This window comes from Haloarcula sp. Atlit-120R (assembly GCF_003665885.1).
GTDB classification, from domain to species: Archaea; Halobacteriota; Halobacteria; order Halobacteriales; family Haloarculaceae; genus Haloarcula; species Haloarcula taiwanensis.
Genome location: NZ_QPLN01000001.1, coordinates 568,041 through 586,212, shown reverse-complemented (window position 1 = coordinate 586,212; position 18,172 = coordinate 568,041). Strand labels below are relative to the sequence as shown.

Sequence of the window (18,172 nt, the reverse complement as noted above, 5' to 3'; positions counted from 1 at the left end):
AGCTGGCAGTCGGCCAGTGGCGTGTGAGTTACTCCGCTGCGCCCGGCGTTTCAGTTCGAACCTGCGACCGGATCTGTTCGAACGTCGATTGCGGGAAGAGTCCAGTAACACTGTCGACTGAGAGGGTAGCGATGAGGCCGGTCGGCGGGCCAGTGACCAGCAGCGCACCCGCCTGTGAAACGGAATCGTCGATAGTGAGGCCAAGCTCAGATGTGGCACGCTCCTCGAAGGAACTGATTGCGCCTTCTGCAAGGTTCTCCTGTGCGGTGCGGTACTCTGCCTGTGCCTCGCTCTGTGTGAGGTTCCCCGCCTGAAGCTCCGACTGGATCTCCTGCTGTCGGTCCCGCAACTGCGTCTGGTCAGGTTCGACTCCGACCGTTACCGTTGCAGGCTCCCCGCCCGCGCTCTGGTTTTGCGGCTCTGTCCCCGTGTTCATTCCGTCGCTGGTGCCTCCCTGGAGGGCGTTACAGCCAGCGAGGGAGACTGTCGCGCTCGTTCCGGCGAGTTGCATGAAGCGGCGGCGCGTGGACTCGAATTCCATTGTCGGCTAGCGCGGGTCTCGAGGGGTAACCCTTCTGATACGACTGCGGACACCACTCGGCCACCGGGGACTCCTGGTTCGGCCGGAGCTTCGAGAGTCGAAAGACAGTGGTAGCTGCGGGCCAACGATGACCCAACGACGGGATGCCAAGACTGGACTCAGGGGACACGCCGGAGCGGGACGCGATTCCGACGCTCGCCGACGACGAATCAGGGACGGTCGTCTGGCATCGTGAACACCTTCGGATCCGTGACCAGGCTGCAGTCGCGAGGGCTGGGACGTCCGAGTACGTGCTCCCGCTGTTCGTGTTCGACCCGGCGTTCTACGGTGCGGACGGCCTCGCCTGTGACAGCCGGGTTCGGTTCCTGCACGACTGCCTGGCCGACCTCTCGGACCAGTACCACACCGCGACTGGTCGCGGACTCACCTACGCCCACGGGGACCCGGTGGACGTGCTGGGGCGGTTCCGCGGGGCCGGCTGGGACATCGTGACGATGGCCGTTCCGACCGGACGCTACGGTCGGGAACGGGACCGCCGCGTGCAGGAACAGTGTGATGTAACATGCATTGACGGCGACGGCTTGGTCCGTGACCGAGCGGAGACTCGCGATGGATGGCAGGACGACGTATCGGCGTGGTTCTCCGCCGACCAGTACAACTGGGACCCGAGCACGGTCACCTCACGGAGCTTCGACAGCGGTATCGACATCGACGCGGTCGAAGAACACTACGCAGTCACACCGTCGAAATCCGACGTGCCTCGCGGTGGGACCGGCCCGGCGCGTGAGCGGCTGTCGGCGTTCGTCGAGCGGATCGACGACTATCCGGGGAACATCTCTGCGCCGACAGACGCACGAAACGGGACCAGCGGACTCTCGCCGTATCTCGCGTTTGGCTGTCTCTCCGTGCGGCAGGTCTTCCAGTACGTCGACGAACACGCGCCCGACGGCCGCGGGAAAGAGATGTTCATTTCGCGGCTGTTCTGGAACAAACACTACGAGCAGAAGCTCGAAGACTGGCCCGGCTGGCTCGATGCGGCGGTGAATCCGGTGTTGGTGGGGTTCAACGCGGAGCGGTACGATCCCGAGCTGGTTGCCGCCTGGAAGCACGGCCAGACCGGGTTCCCGATGGTCGACGCGTCGATGCGGTGTCTCAAACAGACGGGCTGGCTCAACTTCCGGATGCGGGCAATGTGTGTATCGGTGTATTACCATCTGCTCCAGCAGCCCTGGCGGCTCGGCGCGGACTGGTTCTACCACCATCTCGTCGACGCCTCGGCGGCCATCAACTACACCCAGTGGCAGTCCCAGTGCGGACTGGTTGGCAAGCCGGCCCTCCGGCTGTATAACCCGCGCAAGCAGGTCCGCGACCAGGACCCGGACGGCGAGTTCATCCGTCGGTGGGTGCCCGAACTCGACGCGCTCCCCGACGAGTATCTCGACCGGCCCGAGCAAACGCCGGTCCACGTGCAGGCGTCCTGTGGCGTCGATATCGGCGAGGACTACCCACACCCGGTCGTCGACTACGACGCGGCCCGACAGGCGTTCCAAAGGCGATACGAGGCAGTACGTGCCGATGCGGCCGATGCCCTGAGCGACTCGACTATCGCACGCCGCGCATCGTTCTCCGGGGGCCGCGAGGCCGCTGCACGTATCGCCGCCGAACACGGAACGGATGCATCGAACGGCACCGGAAACGACGGGACCCAGACAAGCCTCGACTCGTTCGGTGACGAATAGGTTACAGACCTGTCCAGTGTTGCCAAAGGCCAAAGAGGCTAAGATGGTCGCCCACTCAGACATGGCCAATGGCGGAAGGTCCGGCTGACACCGTCTTCGAGGATTGCAGGTACCTTACTGGGTCACCACAGCGGTTCGCGGTGCTGTCCCAGCTCCGGGAGCGTCCGGCACGGCCCACTGACCTGTGTGACTCGGTGGATGCGACGCGGACTACGATTCAGCGGATACTCGCGGGCTTCTCCGAGCGCCAATGGGTCGTCAAACGGGACGGTGAGTATCGACTTACTGTGACAGGACAGCGGGTGTTCGACCGGTACAGGGCGCTCGTCGACGAGGTTGAGCGGGCGCGGGCGGCCGGGCCGCTGGCCGCACACCTCGGCTCCATCGCCGGTGAACTCCCGGCGGATCTGCTGGACCCAGCCTGTCTCACGACGACCTCAGAGCAGAACCCCCTCGCCGCTATCAACCGGTTCACAGACTGGATGCACGAAGTCGAGGGTGACGTTCGGGCCATCTCACCGATCGTAACGTCAGTGTTCAACGACGCCGCAGTGGAACTCCTCGAAACAGGGACACATATCGAGTTCATCATCGACCACAGCGTGCTCGAACGGTCCGTGTCCGATTTCTCAGACGCACTAGAGCGCGGCCTCGAACACGAGAACATCAACACGTATGTCCACGACACCGCGCTTGATATCGGCCTCGCGCTGGACCGGTCGCGAGTCTGTCTGGCGGCCTACGACGACCGGAACAACGTCCGGGCGATAGCGGAGTCCGACGCGACAGCGGTGTATTGCTGGGCCGAGACGGTGTTCGACCAGTATAAAGAGCGATCACAGCCGCTCGCAGCAGTCCTGCCTGTACAGGAAAACAATCCGTGACGGGCTGTATGAGGGCCGAAGGGAGCACTGGTCGGCGTTCCAGCACTCACTGGAGGGCGGGATAGCATATCCCCCGATATAGAGTTTGGTCGGTAGGTGTCTATACTTATTCGCTGTAACTGTTTTGGGACCCAATACATGTTACAGGGTATGTAACACCCGAGAAAGCTCATGCCGTTCTGATCCGGCGCCCGGGACCGTTTTGCGACAACGACCGCCTGCGTTTCTATATTTTCACGCAGAATGAAATAATAGCCGACAGTATAAGTGTGTGGCAATCGTTGACAGAAATATGTCTCCGCCTGGACGGGAAATCCAGTACACTGAATCGGACGTTATCGAGGTGTTCAAACACCGAAACGATTACGCGGAGCCACTCACGGCGTCAGAGGTAGCGGACAGACTCGGCTGTTCGCGCCGGACAGCACTGAACAAACTCCACGACCTCGAATCAGAGACGGATATCACGAGCAAGAAAGTCGGGGGACGGTCGCGAGTGTGGTGGATCCCGGTTCGGGCAGACTGATATCGACTGGTGTCGGTTGTGGCCGGACAGTATCGGCCTCGGAGTCGACACGCACCGGTGCACCGGCTACGAAAGGGAAGGACCGTCATACCGGTTCGGTTTCGGAGTGACGCCGGAGTCGCGTCGCGACGTACGTACTGCAGACCTGTCATGATACAGACCGATAGCGCCGGTGCTGTAGCGAGCCTATTTACGCGAGACTGTCAGAAATCCCATTGTTGGGCGCGCTCGCGGGCCTCTGAACGTGCCTGCTGCTTGATCGCCTCGATTTTCTCGGTATCGTCAAGGAACGCTTCGACGGCACTCTGCTCGGCGACTTCGTCCTCGACTGCTGTCGCATCGTCGTCCGTTACCGACAGTCGCTCGTCGGGGGCCGCCCGTCGGGTACTGTCGGCCAGCGCCGGGTCGCCGCCCAACCGTTCGGCGGGCATCCCGGGTGGGACTCGGAGGTCGGCAGCCTCGTGGGCCGATTCGAGGTCGGCGGCGTCGAGTGCGTATAACGAGACGTGGTACGGCCCGGGGATAGCGAGGTCAGCAAGCGCCGGCGGGCCACCGCGGTCTGTCCCGGTGTGGTAGACCAGCACGGGGACACCGTCGGTAAACGTGATGACACCCCGCCCCTTGCCGTCAAGCAAGAGTGTCTCCTGAGATTCAAAGACGGCGTAGCCGGTCAGTTCGCGGTTGAGCACGTCAGCGAGCGTGTCTCGCGGGTCCGTGACGACGCGGGACTTGTCGAGTCGGCCGCAGGGGAGTTTCATAGCGACTCAGGGATGACGGCGCTCTGGAACCGGTCGGCGGCGTCGGCGGCTGTCCCGTTCTGTACTGTGAGCGCCTCGGCGGCCGCTCGATAGGCCGTTGCGGCCTCGCACTCGGGAGCGTGTGCAAGGAGCGGCCGTCCAGCGCGACGTGCTTCGCGGGCTCGCTCGCTTTCGGGAACCGATGCGAGCGTCGGCCCGTCGAAGTACCGCTCAGTCTTCTCCGAGACCTGCTCGATAGACTCGGACTCACGAACCTTGTTGAACAGGAGCCCCGCTACGTCCGTGTCGTAGGTCGTCGCGTACTCCTGGACCTTTAGCCCGTCCGAAATAGCGGGAATCGTCGGCTGGAGGACGACCACGATACGGTCGGCCAGCACGACTGGAAGGACGGCGGTTCGACTGTCGAGTGCCGGCGGCGAGTCCAGCAGGATGATGTCTGTGTCTGCTGCGAGTGTCGCAACCACGTCTCGAAGCCGGGCCGGGTCGGCGTCCCTGAAGCCGTCGAGGCTCGTGCCGCAGGGAACGACCGTCAGCCCGAACCGGTTGTAGGTGGCTGCCTCGACCGGCGCGTCAGCAGCTAGTACGTCGTGCAGCGTCGTCTCGGCGTCGGAGAGCCCGGCGTGAAAGAGGAGATTCGCCATTCCTGTGTCGGCGTCGACCACCGTCACGTCGTAGCGGTCGGACAGCGCCATCCCGAGGGCGACGGTGCTCGTCGTCTTGCCAGTCCCGCCCTTCCCACTGGCGACCGCGAACACTTCGACCATTAAGGGAATATTGCGAGCTAGCTGTATATAAATTTCCGGAAGTTAGCGCAGTATCAAACACTCATCGGTCGGGTAGTCCGAGCGGTCCTAGGTCAACGTGGTCGCGGATGAGCCCAGCCGCTCGTTCGTACGGGTCGCTGTCGGCTCGTTCGGGTGCCTCTGGCAGGGCGATACCAGCGCTTTCGAAGGTGTTTCGCACAAAGGCATCTCTGGCAGTGTCGTTGACGAAGAGGTCGTGGAGGTATGTTCCCAGAACACTGTCGGTCGCCGCCCCGTCACTGTCGAAGGGACGGGCGGCCCCGCCTGTCAGTTTTGAGTCGCCCATATGAATCTCGTAACCCTCGACGGTCCCGCTCGCTCCGGAGAGCGGGCCGACACCATTGAGTGTCCGCTCGACGTGTTCGACCGTCTTCGCCTCGCTGAATGCTGTCATCACCGGGAGCAACCCAAGCCCCTCGATGTGGTCCGCGTCGCCAGTCCCCTCAACCGCGGCGTTCGTGATCGCCTCACCGAGCATCTGGTAGCCGCCACAGAGGCCGACGACAGGGCCGTCGAACGCCCGTAGTCGGTCCCCGAATCCAGCGTCGGTAAGCGCTCGCAGATCATCGACCGTGTTCTTACTCCCCGGCAGGACCACCGCGTCGGCGTCATCGAGGGTGGCACCGAGTGGCACGTACGCGACTCTGACGCCGGGTTCGCGGGCGAGCGGCTGGAGGTCGGTGAAATTCGAGATACGCGGGAGCCGCGGAACCGCGACGGTAACGCTCTCGTCGTCGGCAACGCCGTCACCGTCACCGACGACGGCTCGCTCGCCGACCGGCGGCAGCGCGACGCTGTCTTCCTCGGGGAGGCCCGGGTCGTCGTAGGGAACCACGCCGAGGACGGGGACGCCGGTCCGGTCCTCGAACTCTTCGATGCCCGGGTCGAGCAGCGAGCGGTCGCCGCGGAACTTCGTGATGACCGCGCCGGCCACCCGTTCGCGAACGTCCTCGGGGACGAGTTCGAGCGTCCCGACGAGCGAGGCGAAGACGCCGCCGCGCTCAATGTCGGCGACGAGCAGGATATCGGCGTCGGCGAAGCGCGCCGTCTCGACGTTCGCCAGGTCGCGGTCGTGCAGATTGATTTCGGCAATCGACCCCGCCCCTTCGGCGACAATCACGTCGTGGGACCGGGTGAGTCGGTCGTGGGCCGCGCGGGCGGTGTCCAGCGCGTCCTCCCAGTGCTCGTCGTAGTATCCACGGGCCTCGAAATGCCCGACCACCTCGCCGTCCAGAATGAGCTGGGATTCGCCGTCCCCTCGCGGTTTCAGGAGTACCGGATTGTGGTCAGTCGACGGCGCGACGCCGGCCGCGCGGGCCTGAACGTACTGGGAGACGCCGACTTCGCCGCCCGGTGTCGCCCGGGCGTTGTTGCTCATGTTCTGGGCCTTGAACGGCGCGACCGAAACAGCACGGTCGGCCAGATAGCGACAGAGTCCGGCCGCGACGGTCGACTTGCCGACGTGGCTGGCCGTCCCGGCGACCAGCAGCGTGTGAGCCATCGGGCAGTGCTGAGGCCGCCGCGAACATCAGTGATTCGGCAGGGGTTCTTTGTCCCGACCCGCCGAGTTCTATCTATGACTGACGAACGCCTTCAGGCGCTGCATAGACACCTCGCGGAAACCGGGGAGCGGCCGGTCGAACGCACGGCCAGCCGCTGGCTCGGAGAGGCGGAGGCCGTCGCCGCCGACATCGCTGCGGGTGAACTCTCCGAAGACGTGCTAGCTGAGCGGCTGATAACCGTCGACCACATTCTGTCACACGTCGAGAGCACTGCCGATGCCGTTGCCGACGACCACGTCGACGCGGCTCGCGAGATCGTCGATACCATGCTGGACGAACTGTAACTCCGTCCGAGGAGAACGTACTCAGAACTCCGTGCCCTTCCGCGCGCCCTGACCGGCGTCGATTGGGTGTTTCTCCTTGCTGACTTCGGTAACGAGGTCCGCGTGGTCAGACAGGAACTCCGGCCGCTCGTGGCCGCCTGTGAGGACAAGTTCGAGGTCGTCCGGCTTGGCTTCGATGAGCCCAATCACGTCTTCGGGGTCGACGAGGGCGCGGTTCGCGGCGTATAGTATTTCGTCGAGGACGAGCATGTTGACGCCCTCTTCTGGCGGCCCGTCGGCGTCCAGCGGCTCCGAGAGGTCGGTGTCGGCGCTGGCCTGAACGAGGTCCCGTGCCCGGTCGAGTGCGCCTTTCGCCCGGGCCTCGTGCTCGTCGTCCTCGCTGCCGTCGAGGAAGCCGTGCCAGCCGTAGTGCCCCGCGTTCTCGTATGAGAAGCCCGGGAGCGCGGCAATGGCGTTGTACTCGCCGCGCACGTCTTCGACAGTGCTGGTCCCACCTTTCATGAACTGCAGGAGGTGGACGCGGTAGCCGTGACCGACGGCGCGGGTCGCCATCCCCAGCGCCGCTGTCGTCTTGCCCTTGCCGTCGCCCCACCAGACCTGCACCAGCCCGAACTCCTCGGGCGCGCTCGGCTCGATTGGTTCGGCGGTCGGGCCGGCCGTATTGTTGGTCATGCCTGCCTGTTCGACGGGATTCTGTTTAGCCGTTTGGAATGAAGGACCGTCGTGTGATACACTCCGCTTTCACGGCTCGAAGACCTCGGTGCCCCGGTCGGTAACGACGCCGTACTCCGCGCCGTCGACGGTCGGCAGGGCGTCGCCCCCGTAGCGGGCGGCCAGACTCGCCCTGATAGCGTCGCGGACACAGACGCGGGCCGCGGCCCCGATTTCGGTCGCACTCCCGGCGAACGACGCACGCTCAGCGCCCGGGACACAGCCGACGATGGCCGCGTCCGAGGTGGTTCCGGGCGCATCCGCCGCGTCCAGCAGCGTCGCGGCCTTCGCCTCGACAGCGCTGGCGAGCAGCGTCGCCAGCGCGCCATCGTCCAGTTCGCGCTCAACCCCGACGACGAGATTCACCGTCCCGGGCCGCCAGTCGGGGCGGTCCGCCGGATCGGACGCGCGCCCGTCGAAGCCGTCCGCTGGCCCCGCTGCCGACATCGGCAACGCGGCGGGGTTCGAGAGGCCCGCTGTCGCCAGCACCGACACCGGCCCGCTCCGGGCACAGCGGGCGTGCTCCATGTGGACGCCGGTGAGCAGTGTCGGGCCGATGGCGAAGCCGGCCCCCGACAGCCGCTCGGCGCGGTAGGCGGCGAGGTCGGTTCGCTCGAACCCCTCGGGGACGGTGACGTTGTAGACGGCGTCTGCGGTCCGGTAGCCGCCGTCCCACGCTGTCGAAAGCCAGCGGGCACCCTTGCGGCGAATCTGACAGACGCCATCCCGAACGGTCGTTTCAAACATCCAGCGCATCCAGCAGCCGGTCGTTTTCTTCGGGCGCTCTGACAGCGACCCGAATGTGCGAGTCCAGCCCGCGAAACGTCCGGGCGTCCCGGAGTGCGATGCCAGCCTCACGGGCCGAGGCAAGGATACCATCGACGGACGTGTCGGCGTCACTGACCGACAGCAGCAGGAACGGCGCATCAGAACGGAACACGTCGAACCGCGTCACGAGCCGCTCCCGCATCCGCGCTCGCTCCTCAGCGACGCGGGCTTTCGTCTCCGTGACGAACCCCGTTTGTCCGTAGCAGTGTGCCCCGACCGCGGCTGCCGCAGCGCTCATCGACCAGGCGCGCCGGGCCGTCGCGAGGCGGTCGCGCTCCTGTCCGGTCCCGACGGCGTAGCCCATCCGAATCCCGGGCAGGCCGAACAGTTTCGTCAGCGACCGCGCGACGATGACGCCCTCGCGACCGGCCAGCGACGGCTCGCCGGTGAATCCGAGGAACGCCTCGTCGACGAGCAGCGTCGTCCCGGCCGCTCGACAGCGGTCGGCGAAGTCCCGGAGCGCCCCGGGTTCGGCGGTCTCGCCGGTCGGATTGTTCGGATTGCAGACGACGACGAGCGCGTGGCCCGCCGGGTCGGCGGCAAGCAGTTGGTCGTGCGGGATGAACTCCGGAGTTCCGCCCTGGAGCCGCACTTCCCGGGCGTACTCGCCGAAGCTCGGATACGGGAGCAGGACGCTATCGTCCGTCTGAATCGTCGTCTGGATCGATAGGCGAATAGCCTCAAGGCCGCCGGCCGTCGGTATCACCTGCGACGGTTCGCAGCCGACGAACGCCGCCGCGGCCTCGCGAAACTCCGGGTAGCCGTCAGCTGGGTACGAGCGGGCCGTCTCGAACGCCGCCAGGTACGCCTTCTCTGCGCCCGGTGGGACCTGGGGGTTCGTGTTCGCGCTGAAATCCAGCACGTCCGGGTCGTCGCTGCTGCCGTGTGGCACGCGCCCGTCCGGACCGATGGCATCCTCGGGTCCGTCCCCGCCACTCGTCCGCACGCCCTCAACCGAGTCAGGGTCCATTGACAGAGGTTACGGCAGGCGGTGTGGAGAAAGTTTCGCGGTGCCACCCCGGTCAGTCCGGGCCGTCGACGCCGCGGAACTCGAACCGCGCGCCCCCGCTCGCGCTTTCGGCCACGGCGACCGCCCAGTCGTGGGCCTCGGCGATCTCCCGGACGATAGCGAGGCCGAACCCGGTCCCGCTCTCGGAGGTCGAGTAGCCGCTCCGGAACACCTTCTCCCGCTCGTCGTCGGGGATTCCCTCCCCGTCGTCTTCGACATAGAACCCCGTCCCGTCGTCGAGCGCCCCGACCGTTACAGTGATTCCACCCGCGGCGGTTTGGGAGGTGTCGGAGACCATCGATCCGTTCGAGTCCGGCGTCACGTCGCCGTCCCCCGGCTCCGGCGGCGGGGCCGTCGACCCGCGCTCGACGCTGGTGTCGGACTCTGTCCGACTGCTCGCAGAGCCATGCTCCACACTGTTCCGGACGAGGTTCTCGAACAGTTGCTGGAGGCGGGTCGGGTCCGCCATGACCGTCCCCTCGATGTCGGTTTCGAGCGTCGCCGCCCCGGTCCGGACGCTCCGCCAGGCCTGCTCGACCGCGTTCTCGACGGCGACCGGTTGGATGTCGGTAACGGCCTCGCCCTGCCGGGCCAGCGCCAGGAGGTCGTCGATAAGCTCCTGCATGCGGTCCAGCGACCGCTCGATGGCCGCAAGGTGCTCTGCCGACGGGTCCGCCTCCGCGAGCTGTAGCCGCCCCCGCGCCACGTCGAGTGGGTTCCGGAGGTCGTGGGAGACGATGCTGGCGAACTCGTCGAGGCGCTCCTTCTGGCGCTCGACGTGGGCCTTGTACTCGGCGCGTTCGGTGATGTCGGTGGCGACGCCACAGATGCCGGCGACGTTCCCCTCGGCGTCGTATATCGGGTTCTTGAGCGTGAGGAAGGTCCGTGTCCCGTGGGGCGTCGGGACCTCCTCCTCCCGCTCGATGGACTCACCGGTCTCGATTACCTGCCGGTCGTCGGCGCGTATCTGCTGGGCGATTTCGTCCGGAAACAGCTCCGCGTCGGTCTTCCCGACCACGTCCATCGGCCCGTCGACGAGCACCTCGCGGAACCGGTCGTTTATCCGCTGGTACCGACCGTCGCTGTCTTTCAGGAACACGAGCGCGGTCGTGGTCTCCAGAATCGTCTGGAGCTGTCGGTTCGTCCTCGCCAGAGCCTCCTCGCGCTCCTTGCGGGCGGAGATGTCCCGGCCGATGGCGGCCGTCCGTCGCTCCCCTTCGGGCGTTTCGACCCGATCGAAGACGAACTCGTAGGGGACCGGCTCCCCGTCGTCGGCCACCAGCGGCAGCTCTATCGTGGTGTCGCCCGCCCGGCACGCTTCCCTGACGGTCTCGCGGTCCTCGGGCCTGAAGAACGCGACGCCGTCCATCGAGGCCAGGTCGTCGCCGTCGTGGCCGGTCACCCGTTCGAGCGACTCGTTCCAGCGCCGGACCCGGCCGTGCTCGTCCAGCAGGAAGAACACGTCGTCGACGGCGTCGAAGATGTCGTCGGTGAACTCCTTGTACTGACTGAGCGTTCGCTCCCGCTCTCTGAGCGCCTGCGTCGTCTGCTTCTGCTCGGTGATGTCCAGCGTCGCCCCACGGATGATGTCCGCTCGGTCGTCGGGCTGTTCCGAAATGACGCGGAGCCAGCGCTCCTCGCCCTCCCCGGTCACGATGCGGTACTCCTGTGTAAGGCCCTCGCCCTCCTCGATGAGCCGTTCCGTCTCGGCGGCGACGCGGTCGTGGTCGTCCGGGTGGACGAAACTGAGCACCTCGTCCGGCGTCACGGCGTCCCGGGGCGGTATCCCGAATATCTCGAAGAGCTGGTCGGTCCACGTCGCCTCGTAGGGCGGCTCCGCGATGTCGAGTTCCCACCCGCCCACGTCCGCGATCTGCTGGGCGTGCCGGAGCAGGTCCGCCTTCCGTTCGAGCTCCGCTTCCTGTCGTTTCAGGTCGGTGATGTCGACTATTGCGCCGCGGCACTTGTCGAACTCGCCGTCCTCCTCGACGGGGACGCCGATGGAGCGAACCCACCGCGTCTCGCCATCCGGCGTGACGATTCTGGCTTCGAGGTCGAACGGCTCGCCCTCCGTCAACAGCGTCGACAGGGCATCCTCGACGCGCTCGCGGTCCGCCGGGTGGAGCAACTCCCCCGTCTGCTCGACGGGGACGTGTTCGTCGGGGTCGAGGCCGTGGAGGCGGTAGAACCCCTCGGTCGGGTTCCCCTCGTAGGGCGGACCGTCGGAGACGTCGATTTCCCAGCCGCCGACGGACGCGAGTTGTTCGGTCTGTGCGAGCAGGTCGCGCGTCCGTTCGAGGGTTTCGGCGCGCTCTCGTTTCTCCGTCACGTCGTGGCCGGACGCGATGAGTGAGACGATGTCGCCGTCGTCGTCTCTGACCGGTCGGATGTAGCCGTGGTAGCTGAACTGCGCCGACCCGGCGGTGGTGTGGTCGATGTCGACCTCGACGTATTCGCCGTCGGCGGCGCGCTCGACCCACTCCTCGACTTCGGCCGCGTGGCCCTCGGGCCACCACGACAGCTCCCAGAAGGGCTGTCCGACGACCTCTTCAAGCGGTGCGCCGACCGCCTCTAGGGCTGTCTGGTTGGCCTTGCGGACCGTCCCGTCGGGGTTGAGGACGCCGACCAGCGTCTGCGGGTCCTCGAAGACCGCCTCGAACCGCCGTTCGCTCCGCTCGCGCTCCCGGCGGGCGCGTCGGCGCTCGACGGCGTTCCGGACGCGGTTCGCCAGAATCGTGTACTGGTCCGTGCCCCCGTCTTTCTGCAGGTAGTCCGTGACACCCGCCGTGATGGCCTCGCTGGCGACGGCCTCGTTCCCTTTCCCGGTGAAGAGAATGAACGGGAGGTCGGGATAGCGGTCCCGGACGGCGTCAAAAAGCTCTAGGCCGTTCTGTCCGGGCATCTCGTAATCGCTGACGACGCAGTCGATGCCCCCGTCAAGACGGTCCAGACCGTCGTCGGGGCTCGTTGCCGTCACGACCGTCAGGTCGTCGGCGATCCGTTCGAGATACTCGGCCGTCATCTCTGCGAACCCCTGTGCGTCGTCGACGTGGAGTACACGGATGTTGTCGGCCATCACCACACACAATGTTCCCCGCCGTCATATTTGCTTGCCAACACGACGCCGCGGGTGGCTCATCTCGCCGCCATTCACAGCCACTGTTCCGCGACGCGGGCATCGGCGATCGTGTTGACGTTGACCGCGACGCGCCGGTCCTGCGTGAGCCAGGCGTCGTCGGGGCCGTCGCCGACGACGTTGACGCCCGTCGGCGCGACTTCCCGGCCACCGTCTTCGAAGGTCGTGTCGTCGCTCACGCCGAGTCCGCGTTTCAGTGAGGCCGGGACCAGGACCGTCAGCGAGCCCCCCTCGTGTGAGTCGAGCACGCGGTCAACGACCTCGCCGTTGAGCAGCGGCAGGTCGGCGGCGACGGTCAGGACCGGCCGCGAGAGCCGGTCGTCGGCCAGCGCCGCGTCGAGGTCCGTGACGTACCCTTCGCCCGGCGTCTCGATGCAGGGCACGTCCAGATGGGACCGCGTGTTCGGCGCGTTCGGCGACGGCGCGGCGACGATACGGTCGACGGCGCTGTCCCGGAGCGCGCCGACGACCCGGTCGACCATCGGGACGCCGCCGACGCGGAAGAGCGGCTTCTCGGCGTCGGTGGCCAGCCGCGTCCCGCGCCCGCCACACATCACGAGAGCGTCCACGCGAACACCTCCCAGCCGCCGAGCGGCGTTCCGAACAGCGACCACACGGCGACGCCAGCGTGGAGCGCCACGGCGCGCGTGAGTTCGTTAGTCGCGCCGAAGGCGTCGCCGCCGACGCCGCCCAGCCGGCGGTCGGCCCACCCCGAGAGGCCAAGCGCCAGCAGCGGGCCGGCGAGGACCGTGACCGCGGTCGCCGGAGCGGCGACGACGGCGGCCGGCACCGCGACGGCGAGTGAGCCGACGAGGTGGCGTGAGCCGTTCCCGTCGATGACCGTCGACCCGAACCCCTCGTGGCTCGGGCGGCCGACGCAGGCCAGCGTCGCCATCGAGAGCTTCGCCCCCACTTCGGCGGCGAGGACCAGCGCGACGGCGACCAGCGGCGGGAGCCCGGCGACTGCCAGCGCGGCCAGCGCCAGCGCGACGAGGACCGTCCCCAGCGCGAGGACGGCCCCGACGCCGACGGTCGTGTCCCGCATCACGTCGCGGCGCTCGGCGGGGTCGCCGTGGACGACGGCGGCGTCCCCCAGGTCCGCGAGCCCGTCGGCGTGGTTGACGCCGGTGACGAGGACGACGCTCCCGAGGTACGCCGCGGCGACGACCGGGGCCGGAAGCAGACCCGCAGCGAGGAAGGGAACGGCGACGAGGCCGCCGACGACGTAGCCGGCCAGCGGGAACGCTGCCGGCGTCCCAACGAAGGCCTCCCAGGCCCGCTCGCTGTGCCCGACCGGGAGCCGCGAGAGGAACCCCAGCGCCCCCCGGACCGCGGTCAGAACCACGCGTACACCCCCAGCCCGGAAAGCAGGTACGCCGCCGCCCCGGCGACGCCGACCCGGGTCACGCTCCGCTGGGCCGTCGCCGCGTCGGGGAGCTTCCCCGCGGGGTTCAGCACGTACACGCCCGGCTTTTCGAGTCGAACGTCGAGCGCCGCGGCGGCCGTCCCCATCGGCCACCCGGAGTTCGGCGAGGGGACGCCGTCCAGCCAGGCCCGGGCGCGGGCCACCGACCGGGGCGACCCGCAGGCGACGGCGAGCAAGAGAGCGCTCAGCCGCGCCGGCAGCCACATCACGGCGTCGTCGAGGCGCGCCGCGGGCGTACCGACGCGTTTCGAGCGGTAACCCAGCATCGAGTCCATCGTGTTGACGGCCTTGACCCACGCCGCCGCGCCGGCGGCGACCGGGAGCGCCGGCAGGCTGAGGCCCGCGGCGACGAACCCGCCCAGGACGAACGCGGCAAGCGACGCGACGAGCCCGTCGGCGAGGTTCTCGGACGCGCTCTCGACGGCGGCGCTGCGGACCTCGCCCGCGGAGAGGCCGGAAGCGTCCCGGCCAGCGAGCGCGAGCAGGCCGTCCCTGGCGGTCGGGAGGTCTGCCTCGCTGTCGGCGACGATCACCCGCGCGGTCGAAAGCAGATTGCAGAGGCTCGTGGTCAGAAACAGCGCGAGGCCGGCGAGCGCGACGGCTGCCAGCGGCCCGATGCTCGCGGCGAGCGCGACGGCAGCGCCGACGACCGCGGCGGCTCCGAGCGGCAACAGCGCCGCGGCCAGCCCCCCGACCGCGAGCGGGTGGTTCCACTCGCGGTCGACGGTCCCGACGACCCGTCCGAACCACGCGACGGGGTGGACCCGGGTCGGCGGCTCGCCGATTGCGAGTTCCAGCCCGCCGGCGACGGCCACGGCCAGCGCGCTCAGCACAGCTCTCCCTCCCGGAGTTGCTCGGCTATCGCCGGCAGCGGATGTTCGTCCAGCAGCACCGACTCCGCGCCCGCACGGTCCGCGCCGCCGTCCGTCCGGGCGTCGTCGCCGACGTGGACGAGGGCCGCGAGCGTCACGCCGAGCGCGTCGGCCGTCGCCTCGAAGATTCGCTGATGCGGTTTCCGCCACCCACAGCCGACGCTGGTGACGACAGCATCGAACGAGTGCCCGCTCCGTGGTTCGATGTCTGCCCGCGCGAGCGTTCGCTCGACCAGCCCCGGGACGCTGCAGTTCGAGCAGACGGCGACCGGCCCGCGCTGGGCGGCGGCGGCCATCGCCTCGATGGCCCCGTCGCGGACCGTCACCGGGCTGTCGAACGCGTCGAGGACGGCCGCCGTCGCCGTCTCCTCGGTGACCTCGATTCCGCGGCTGGCAAGCGCCAGCCGAACGTGCTCCTCAAGCGGCGCTTCCCGGCCGCGGTCGTACTCGCGGTGGGCCGAGCGGTAGGCCGCCTCCCAGTCGTCCGGCACCCGAACCGACCGGGCGGAGAGCGCCGCGGAGACGGCGTCCCACGGCTCCGACGGCCGGTCTGCCGTAACGAGTGTCCCGAACAGGTCGAACGAGAGTGCCACACTTGTGTGGTTAGTGCAAGCTCACTTGAACGGTGGGGTCGGATGGAAACGGTCACAGGACGTAGTGTTGCTGTCGGGGGGTTCTGGCCGGCCGTTGACCTACGCGATACGCGAACCCAGCTAGCGCGGAAGCCGCGACGGTCTGGCTTGCGCCATTCCAAACCGTTTATACCGAAACAGGGGTAATCCGGCGGTATGGCAAGAGAGCAGACCGAAGTTCGAGAGCTCGACGAAGGAAGCTACGTAATGATCGAGGACACGCCGTGTAAGATCAACTCCTACAGCACGGCCAAGCCGGGCAAGCACGGCAGCGCAAAGGCCCGAATCGACGCCAAGGGCGTCTTCGACGGCAAGAAGCGCTCGCTGTCTCAGCCCGTCGACGCGAAAGTCTGGGTCCCAATTGTCAACCGGAAGCAGGGCCAGGTCGTCTCGACCGACGGCAACGACGCGCAGGTAATGGACCTCGACACCTACGACACGTTCACGATGCGCGTCCCCGAAGACATCGACCTCCAGCCTGACGACGAAATCGAGTACCTCCAGTACGAAGAGCAGCGCAAGATCACACGCTCGTAACGATGCTACCCGGTGCGGGGGCCGACCGCGAGGCGGCCGACTACGCGCTCGTGGGTGCGCCGCTCGACGCCTCGACCTCGTTTCGCCCCGGGGCGCGCTTCGGCCCGCGCCGCGTCCGCCAGTTCTGCCAGGGGTTCGACGATTACGACCACCACACCGACCAGCACTTCACTGACTGTTCCGTCTACGACCACGGCGACATCGGTCCCACGGCCGACATCGCCGAGTACCTCACCTTCCTCCAGGGAACCCTCTCGGATTTCGACAGCGAGGGGGACGTCCCGCTCGTCATCGGCGGCGAACACACCGTCTCAGTCGCCGGTGTGCGTGCGCTCGATCCGGACGTGTTCGTCTGTCTGGATGCGCATCTGGACCTGCGCGAGTCCTACGCCGGTGACGAGCACTCCCACGCGACGGTGACCCGCCACGCGCTCTCGGTGGCCGACGAGGCAATTGTGCTGGGCGCACGCACTGGCTCGGAAGCCGAATGGGAGCGCGCGAACGAAGACGATGTGACCGTGGTGCCGCCGGAAGACGTGGCCAACTGGTCGCCTGCATTCGACGACGAGCGGGTGTATCTCTCCGTCGACATCGACGCCGCCGACCCCGGGTTCGCACCCGGAACCGGGACGCCGGAGCCGTTCGGCCTCGAACCACGCGAGATGCACGGCGTGGTCCGGGCCGTCGCACCGCAGGCCGTCGGCTTCGACGTGGTTGAGGTCAACGACCGCGACGACGGCCAGACAGCGACGCTGGCCGCGAAACTCCTTCGGGCGTTCGTGTTTGCTCACGCGGACCAGCGCTAACCCGGAGTGTACCCGGCTCCATGCCCGCTGTCCATTCAGCAGATAACTCGGTCGATATCTAGCGGAGACGCCCGCCGGACAACTGCGTCGACTGGGTCGGCGACGGCCGAGAGATTGTCCGAGTCGCCATCGAGGACCAGTAGCGCGGCCCGGCGGCCGGGTTCGATGACACCGCAGTCGAGGCCGACTGCTTCGGCTCCGGCGGTCGTCGCCATCTGGAGCACCGTCTGCGAGGGGAGGTCGAACGTCTTCGCGGTGTACTCCATCTCACGGAACATGGATGGGGCATTCAGCATCACATTATCCGTCCCGAGCGCAACGTCTGTGTACTCAAGCAGCGTCTCAATCGGGGGTCGGCCGACTCCGAGGACGCGGTTCGCACGGGGACAGACCGCGATGGGGACGCTCTGGTCGGCCACACGTTCGAGGTGCTCCGTCTCGGCATGGACCATGTGGACCAGCAGGTCCGGCTCTAGGTCTAGCGCCGGGTGGATATCGGTCGCGTCCGGTTCGCCGGCGTGGATCGCGAACGGGACTGACCGCTCCGAAGCAGCAGCCCGGTGAGCGGTGAAATCGTCGTCGTTCGCGCCACTGGCACCGAATCCGTCGGCCAAATCCAGCACCGCGGAGTCGTCGCTCCCGAAGATGAACGGCTCGATATCGAGTCCCTCGGCGGCCTTGCGGAGCGCACGTGCCCCGTCGACGCCGAACTCCCGGAAGTCGAGAAACGCCGCGCTGCCGGTTCGCTGCATGAACCGAAGGGTGCGGTGCATCGCGGCAATCAGCGTCTCGTCGTCGGCCGCTGCGATCTGCTGGTGTTTCAGGCTGTCGGGCGGTACTACTGCCTCCTCCAGTCCAAGACCGACAGCTGCCTCTTTCGCAACGGAGTCGCCAACGTGGGTGTGGGCGTTTACGAATGCTGGCAGGACAATTCGGTCGTGGTCGCTTTCGCGGGCCGGCGTCTCCTCGACGGCTGTTATGTAGCCTTCTTCGACGACAACGCTGCCGTGGACCGGTTCGAACGACCGCCCGGCAAGGATGGTGCCTTCGATTCGCTCCATGCGATAGCGAAGTGGCGGAGCTATATGTGTCTCATGGAGGCGCAATCTTGCCATGTA

Annotated in this window: 19 protein-coding genes; 6 read left to right on the top strand and 13 right to left on the bottom strand. The window is 67.3% G+C overall.

Annotation, left to right across the window (positions count from 1 at the left end; all coding sequences use genetic code 11):
- Positions 1-28: 28 nt before the first annotated feature.
- Positions 29-541, bottom strand: a complete 513-nt coding sequence (locus DVK01_RS03050) for a hypothetical protein (protein ID WP_101350836.1) — start codon at positions 539-541, stop codon at positions 29-31.
- Between the two features lie 143 nt (positions 542-684).
- Between DVK01_RS03050 and DVK01_RS03045 the strand changes: the two genes are divergently transcribed.
- The 3 genes from DVK01_RS03045 (at position 685) to DVK01_RS03035 (ending at position 3,690) form a co-directional block, all read left to right on the top strand.
- Positions 685-2,280: an FAD-binding domain-containing protein gene (locus DVK01_RS03045; RefSeq protein ID WP_121535345.1), complete on the top strand. Its 1,596-nt coding sequence runs from the start codon at positions 685-687 to the stop codon at positions 2,278-2,280.
- 68 nt (positions 2,281-2,348) lie between these two features.
- Positions 2,349-3,164, top strand: coding sequence for a winged helix-turn-helix domain-containing protein (locus DVK01_RS03040; RefSeq protein WP_101350834.1), 816 nt, complete (start codon positions 2,349-2,351; stop codon positions 3,162-3,164).
- A 292-nt stretch (positions 3,165-3,456) separates the two neighbouring features.
- The gene (locus tag DVK01_RS03035) at positions 3,457-3,690 is read left to right on the top strand and encodes an HTH domain-containing protein (RefSeq protein WP_004515058.1); all 234 of its coding nucleotides are present in this window, start codon (positions 3,457-3,459) and stop codon (positions 3,688-3,690) included.
- A 203-nt stretch (positions 3,691-3,893) separates the two neighbouring features.
- On the opposite strand, the gene DVK01_RS03030 is transcribed toward DVK01_RS03035, so the two are convergent.
- The 3 genes from DVK01_RS03030 to DVK01_RS03020 all read right to left on the bottom strand — a co-directional run bounded on the left by DVK01_RS03030 (position 3,894) and on the right by DVK01_RS03020 (position 6,752).
- The gene (locus DVK01_RS03030; RefSeq protein ID WP_101350833.1) at positions 3,894-4,448 is read right to left on the bottom strand and encodes a hypothetical protein; all 555 of its coding nucleotides are present in this window, start codon (positions 4,446-4,448) and stop codon (positions 3,894-3,896) included.
- Positions 4,445-5,212 (bottom strand): P-loop NTPase, encoded by a 768-nt coding sequence (locus DVK01_RS03025; protein WP_101350832.1) that lies wholly within the window; start codon positions 5,210-5,212, stop codon positions 4,445-4,447. Before DVK01_RS03025 ends, DVK01_RS03030 begins: the two co-directional genes overlap by 4 nt.
- Before the next feature lie 61 nt (positions 5,213-5,273).
- Positions 5,274-6,752 (bottom strand): cobyric acid synthase, encoded by a 1,479-nt coding sequence (locus DVK01_RS03020; protein ID WP_121535343.1) that lies wholly within the window; start codon positions 6,750-6,752, stop codon positions 5,274-5,276.
- A 75-nt stretch (positions 6,753-6,827) separates the two neighbouring features.
- On the opposite strand from DVK01_RS03020, the gene DVK01_RS03015 reads away from it, so the two are divergent.
- A complete protein-coding gene (locus DVK01_RS03015) occupies positions 6,828-7,097 on the top strand; it encodes a hypothetical protein (RefSeq protein ID WP_101350830.1) in 270 nt (89 codons plus the stop codon).
- A 21-nt stretch (positions 7,098-7,118) separates the two neighbouring features.
- Here the strand turns inward: DVK01_RS03015 and DVK01_RS03010 are convergent, their stop codons facing one another.
- The 8 genes from DVK01_RS03010 to DVK01_RS02975 form a co-directional block, all read right to left on the bottom strand.
- A complete protein-coding gene (locus tag DVK01_RS03010) occupies positions 7,119-7,769 on the bottom strand; it encodes a cob(I)yrinic acid a,c-diamide adenosyltransferase (protein WP_121511528.1) in 651 nt (216 codons plus the stop codon).
- 69 nt (positions 7,770-7,838) lie between these two features.
- Positions 7,839-8,555: an adenosylcobinamide amidohydrolase gene (locus DVK01_RS03005; RefSeq protein WP_121536142.1), complete on the bottom strand. Its 717-nt coding sequence runs from the start codon at positions 8,553-8,555 to the stop codon at positions 7,839-7,841.
- Positions 8,548-9,606: a threonine-phosphate decarboxylase gene (locus tag DVK01_RS03000; RefSeq protein WP_101350828.1), complete on the bottom strand. Its 1,059-nt coding sequence runs from the start codon at positions 9,604-9,606 to the stop codon at positions 8,548-8,550. The genes DVK01_RS03005 and DVK01_RS03000 overlap by 8 nt, the downstream gene beginning before the upstream one ends.
- A gap of 52 nt (positions 9,607-9,658) precedes the next feature.
- The gene (locus DVK01_RS02995; RefSeq protein WP_121511531.1) at positions 9,659-12,721 is read right to left on the bottom strand and encodes a PAS domain-containing protein; all 3,063 of its coding nucleotides are present in this window, start codon (positions 12,719-12,721) and stop codon (positions 9,659-9,661) included.
- A gap of 74 nt (positions 12,722-12,795) precedes the next feature.
- Positions 12,796-13,335, bottom strand: a complete 540-nt coding sequence (locus tag DVK01_RS02990; RefSeq protein ID WP_121535341.1) for an NTP transferase domain-containing protein — start codon at positions 13,333-13,335, stop codon at positions 12,796-12,798.
- On the bottom strand, positions 13,335-14,126 hold the full coding sequence (cobS, locus tag DVK01_RS02985; protein WP_101350825.1) for an adenosylcobinamide-GDP ribazoletransferase: 792 nt from the start codon (positions 14,124-14,126) through the stop codon (positions 13,335-13,337). The genes DVK01_RS02990 and cobS overlap by 1 nt, the downstream gene beginning before the upstream one ends.
- On the bottom strand, positions 14,117-15,040 hold the full coding sequence (locus DVK01_RS02980; protein WP_101350824.1) for a CobD/CbiB family cobalamin biosynthesis protein: 924 nt from the start codon (positions 15,038-15,040) through the stop codon (positions 14,117-14,119). The genes cobS and DVK01_RS02980 overlap by 10 nt, the downstream gene beginning before the upstream one ends.
- Positions 15,034-15,672: an HAD family hydrolase gene (locus DVK01_RS02975; RefSeq protein ID WP_121535339.1), complete on the bottom strand. Its 639-nt coding sequence runs from the start codon at positions 15,670-15,672 to the stop codon at positions 15,034-15,036. The genes DVK01_RS02980 and DVK01_RS02975 overlap by 7 nt, the downstream gene beginning before the upstream one ends.
- Positions 15,673-15,867: 195 nt before the next feature.
- Between DVK01_RS02975 and DVK01_RS02970 the strand changes: the two genes are divergently transcribed.
- Positions 15,868-16,248: a translation initiation factor IF-5A gene (locus DVK01_RS02970; protein WP_004515075.1), complete on the top strand. Its 381-nt coding sequence runs from the start codon at positions 15,868-15,870 to the stop codon at positions 16,246-16,248.
- A gap of 2 nt (positions 16,249-16,250) precedes the next feature.
- A complete protein-coding gene (gene speB / locus DVK01_RS02965) occupies positions 16,251-17,054 on the top strand; it encodes an agmatinase (RefSeq protein WP_121511532.1) in 804 nt (267 codons plus the stop codon).
- Between the two features lie 35 nt (positions 17,055-17,089).
- Here speB and DVK01_RS02960 read toward each other — a convergent pair whose 3' ends face one another.
- Positions 17,090-18,115: an amidohydrolase family protein gene (locus tag DVK01_RS02960; protein WP_121535337.1), complete on the bottom strand. Its 1,026-nt coding sequence runs from the start codon at positions 18,113-18,115 to the stop codon at positions 17,090-17,092.
- Positions 18,116-18,172 lie beyond the last annotated feature (57 nt).

Coding starts and splice junctions, on each gene's coding strand:
- DVK01_RS03050 (WP_101350836.1), bottom strand. CDS start 541: ATGGAATTCGAGTCCACGCGCCGCCGCTTCATGCAACTCGCCGGAACG.
- DVK01_RS03045 (WP_121535345.1), top strand. CDS start 685: ATGCCAAGACTGGACTCAGGGGACACGCCGGAGCGGGACGCGATTCCG.
- DVK01_RS03040 (WP_101350834.1), top strand. CDS start 2,349: ATGGCGGAAGGTCCGGCTGACACCGTCTTCGAGGATTGCAGGTACCTT.
- DVK01_RS03035 (WP_004515058.1), top strand. CDS start 3,457: ATGTCTCCGCCTGGACGGGAAATCCAGTACACTGAATCGGACGTTATC.
- DVK01_RS03030 (WP_101350833.1), bottom strand. CDS start 4,448: ATGAAACTCCCCTGCGGCCGACTCGACAAGTCCCGCGTCGTCACGGAC.
- DVK01_RS03025 (WP_101350832.1), bottom strand. CDS start 5,212: ATGGTCGAAGTGTTCGCGGTCGCCAGTGGGAAGGGCGGGACTGGCAAG.
- DVK01_RS03020 (WP_121535343.1), bottom strand. CDS start 6,752: ATGGCTCACACGCTGCTGGTCGCCGGGACGGCCAGCCACGTCGGCAAG.
- DVK01_RS03015 (WP_101350830.1), top strand. CDS start 6,828: ATGACTGACGAACGCCTTCAGGCGCTGCATAGACACCTCGCGGAAACC.
- DVK01_RS03010 (WP_121511528.1), bottom strand. CDS start 7,769: ATGACCAACAATACGGCCGGCCCGACCGCCGAACCAATCGAGCCGAGC.
- DVK01_RS03005 (WP_121536142.1), bottom strand. CDS start 8,555: ATGTTTGAAACGACCGTTCGGGATGGCGTCTGTCAGATTCGCCGCAAG.
- DVK01_RS03000 (WP_101350828.1), bottom strand. CDS start 9,606: ATGGACCCTGACTCGGTTGAGGGCGTGCGGACGAGTGGCGGGGACGGA.
- DVK01_RS02995 (WP_121511531.1), bottom strand. CDS start 12,721: ATGGCCGACAACATCCGTGTACTCCACGTCGACGACGCACAGGGGTTC.
- DVK01_RS02990 (WP_121535341.1), bottom strand. CDS start 13,335: ATGTGTGGCGGGCGCGGGACGCGGCTGGCCACCGACGCCGAGAAGCCG.
- DVK01_RS02970 (WP_004515075.1), top strand. CDS start 15,868: ATGGCAAGAGAGCAGACCGAAGTTCGAGAGCTCGACGAAGGAAGCTAC.
- speB (WP_121511532.1), top strand. CDS start 16,251: ATGCTACCCGGTGCGGGGGCCGACCGCGAGGCGGCCGACTACGCGCTC.
- DVK01_RS02960 (WP_121535337.1), bottom strand. CDS start 18,115: ATGGAGCGAATCGAAGGCACCATCCTTGCCGGGCGGTCGTTCGAACCG.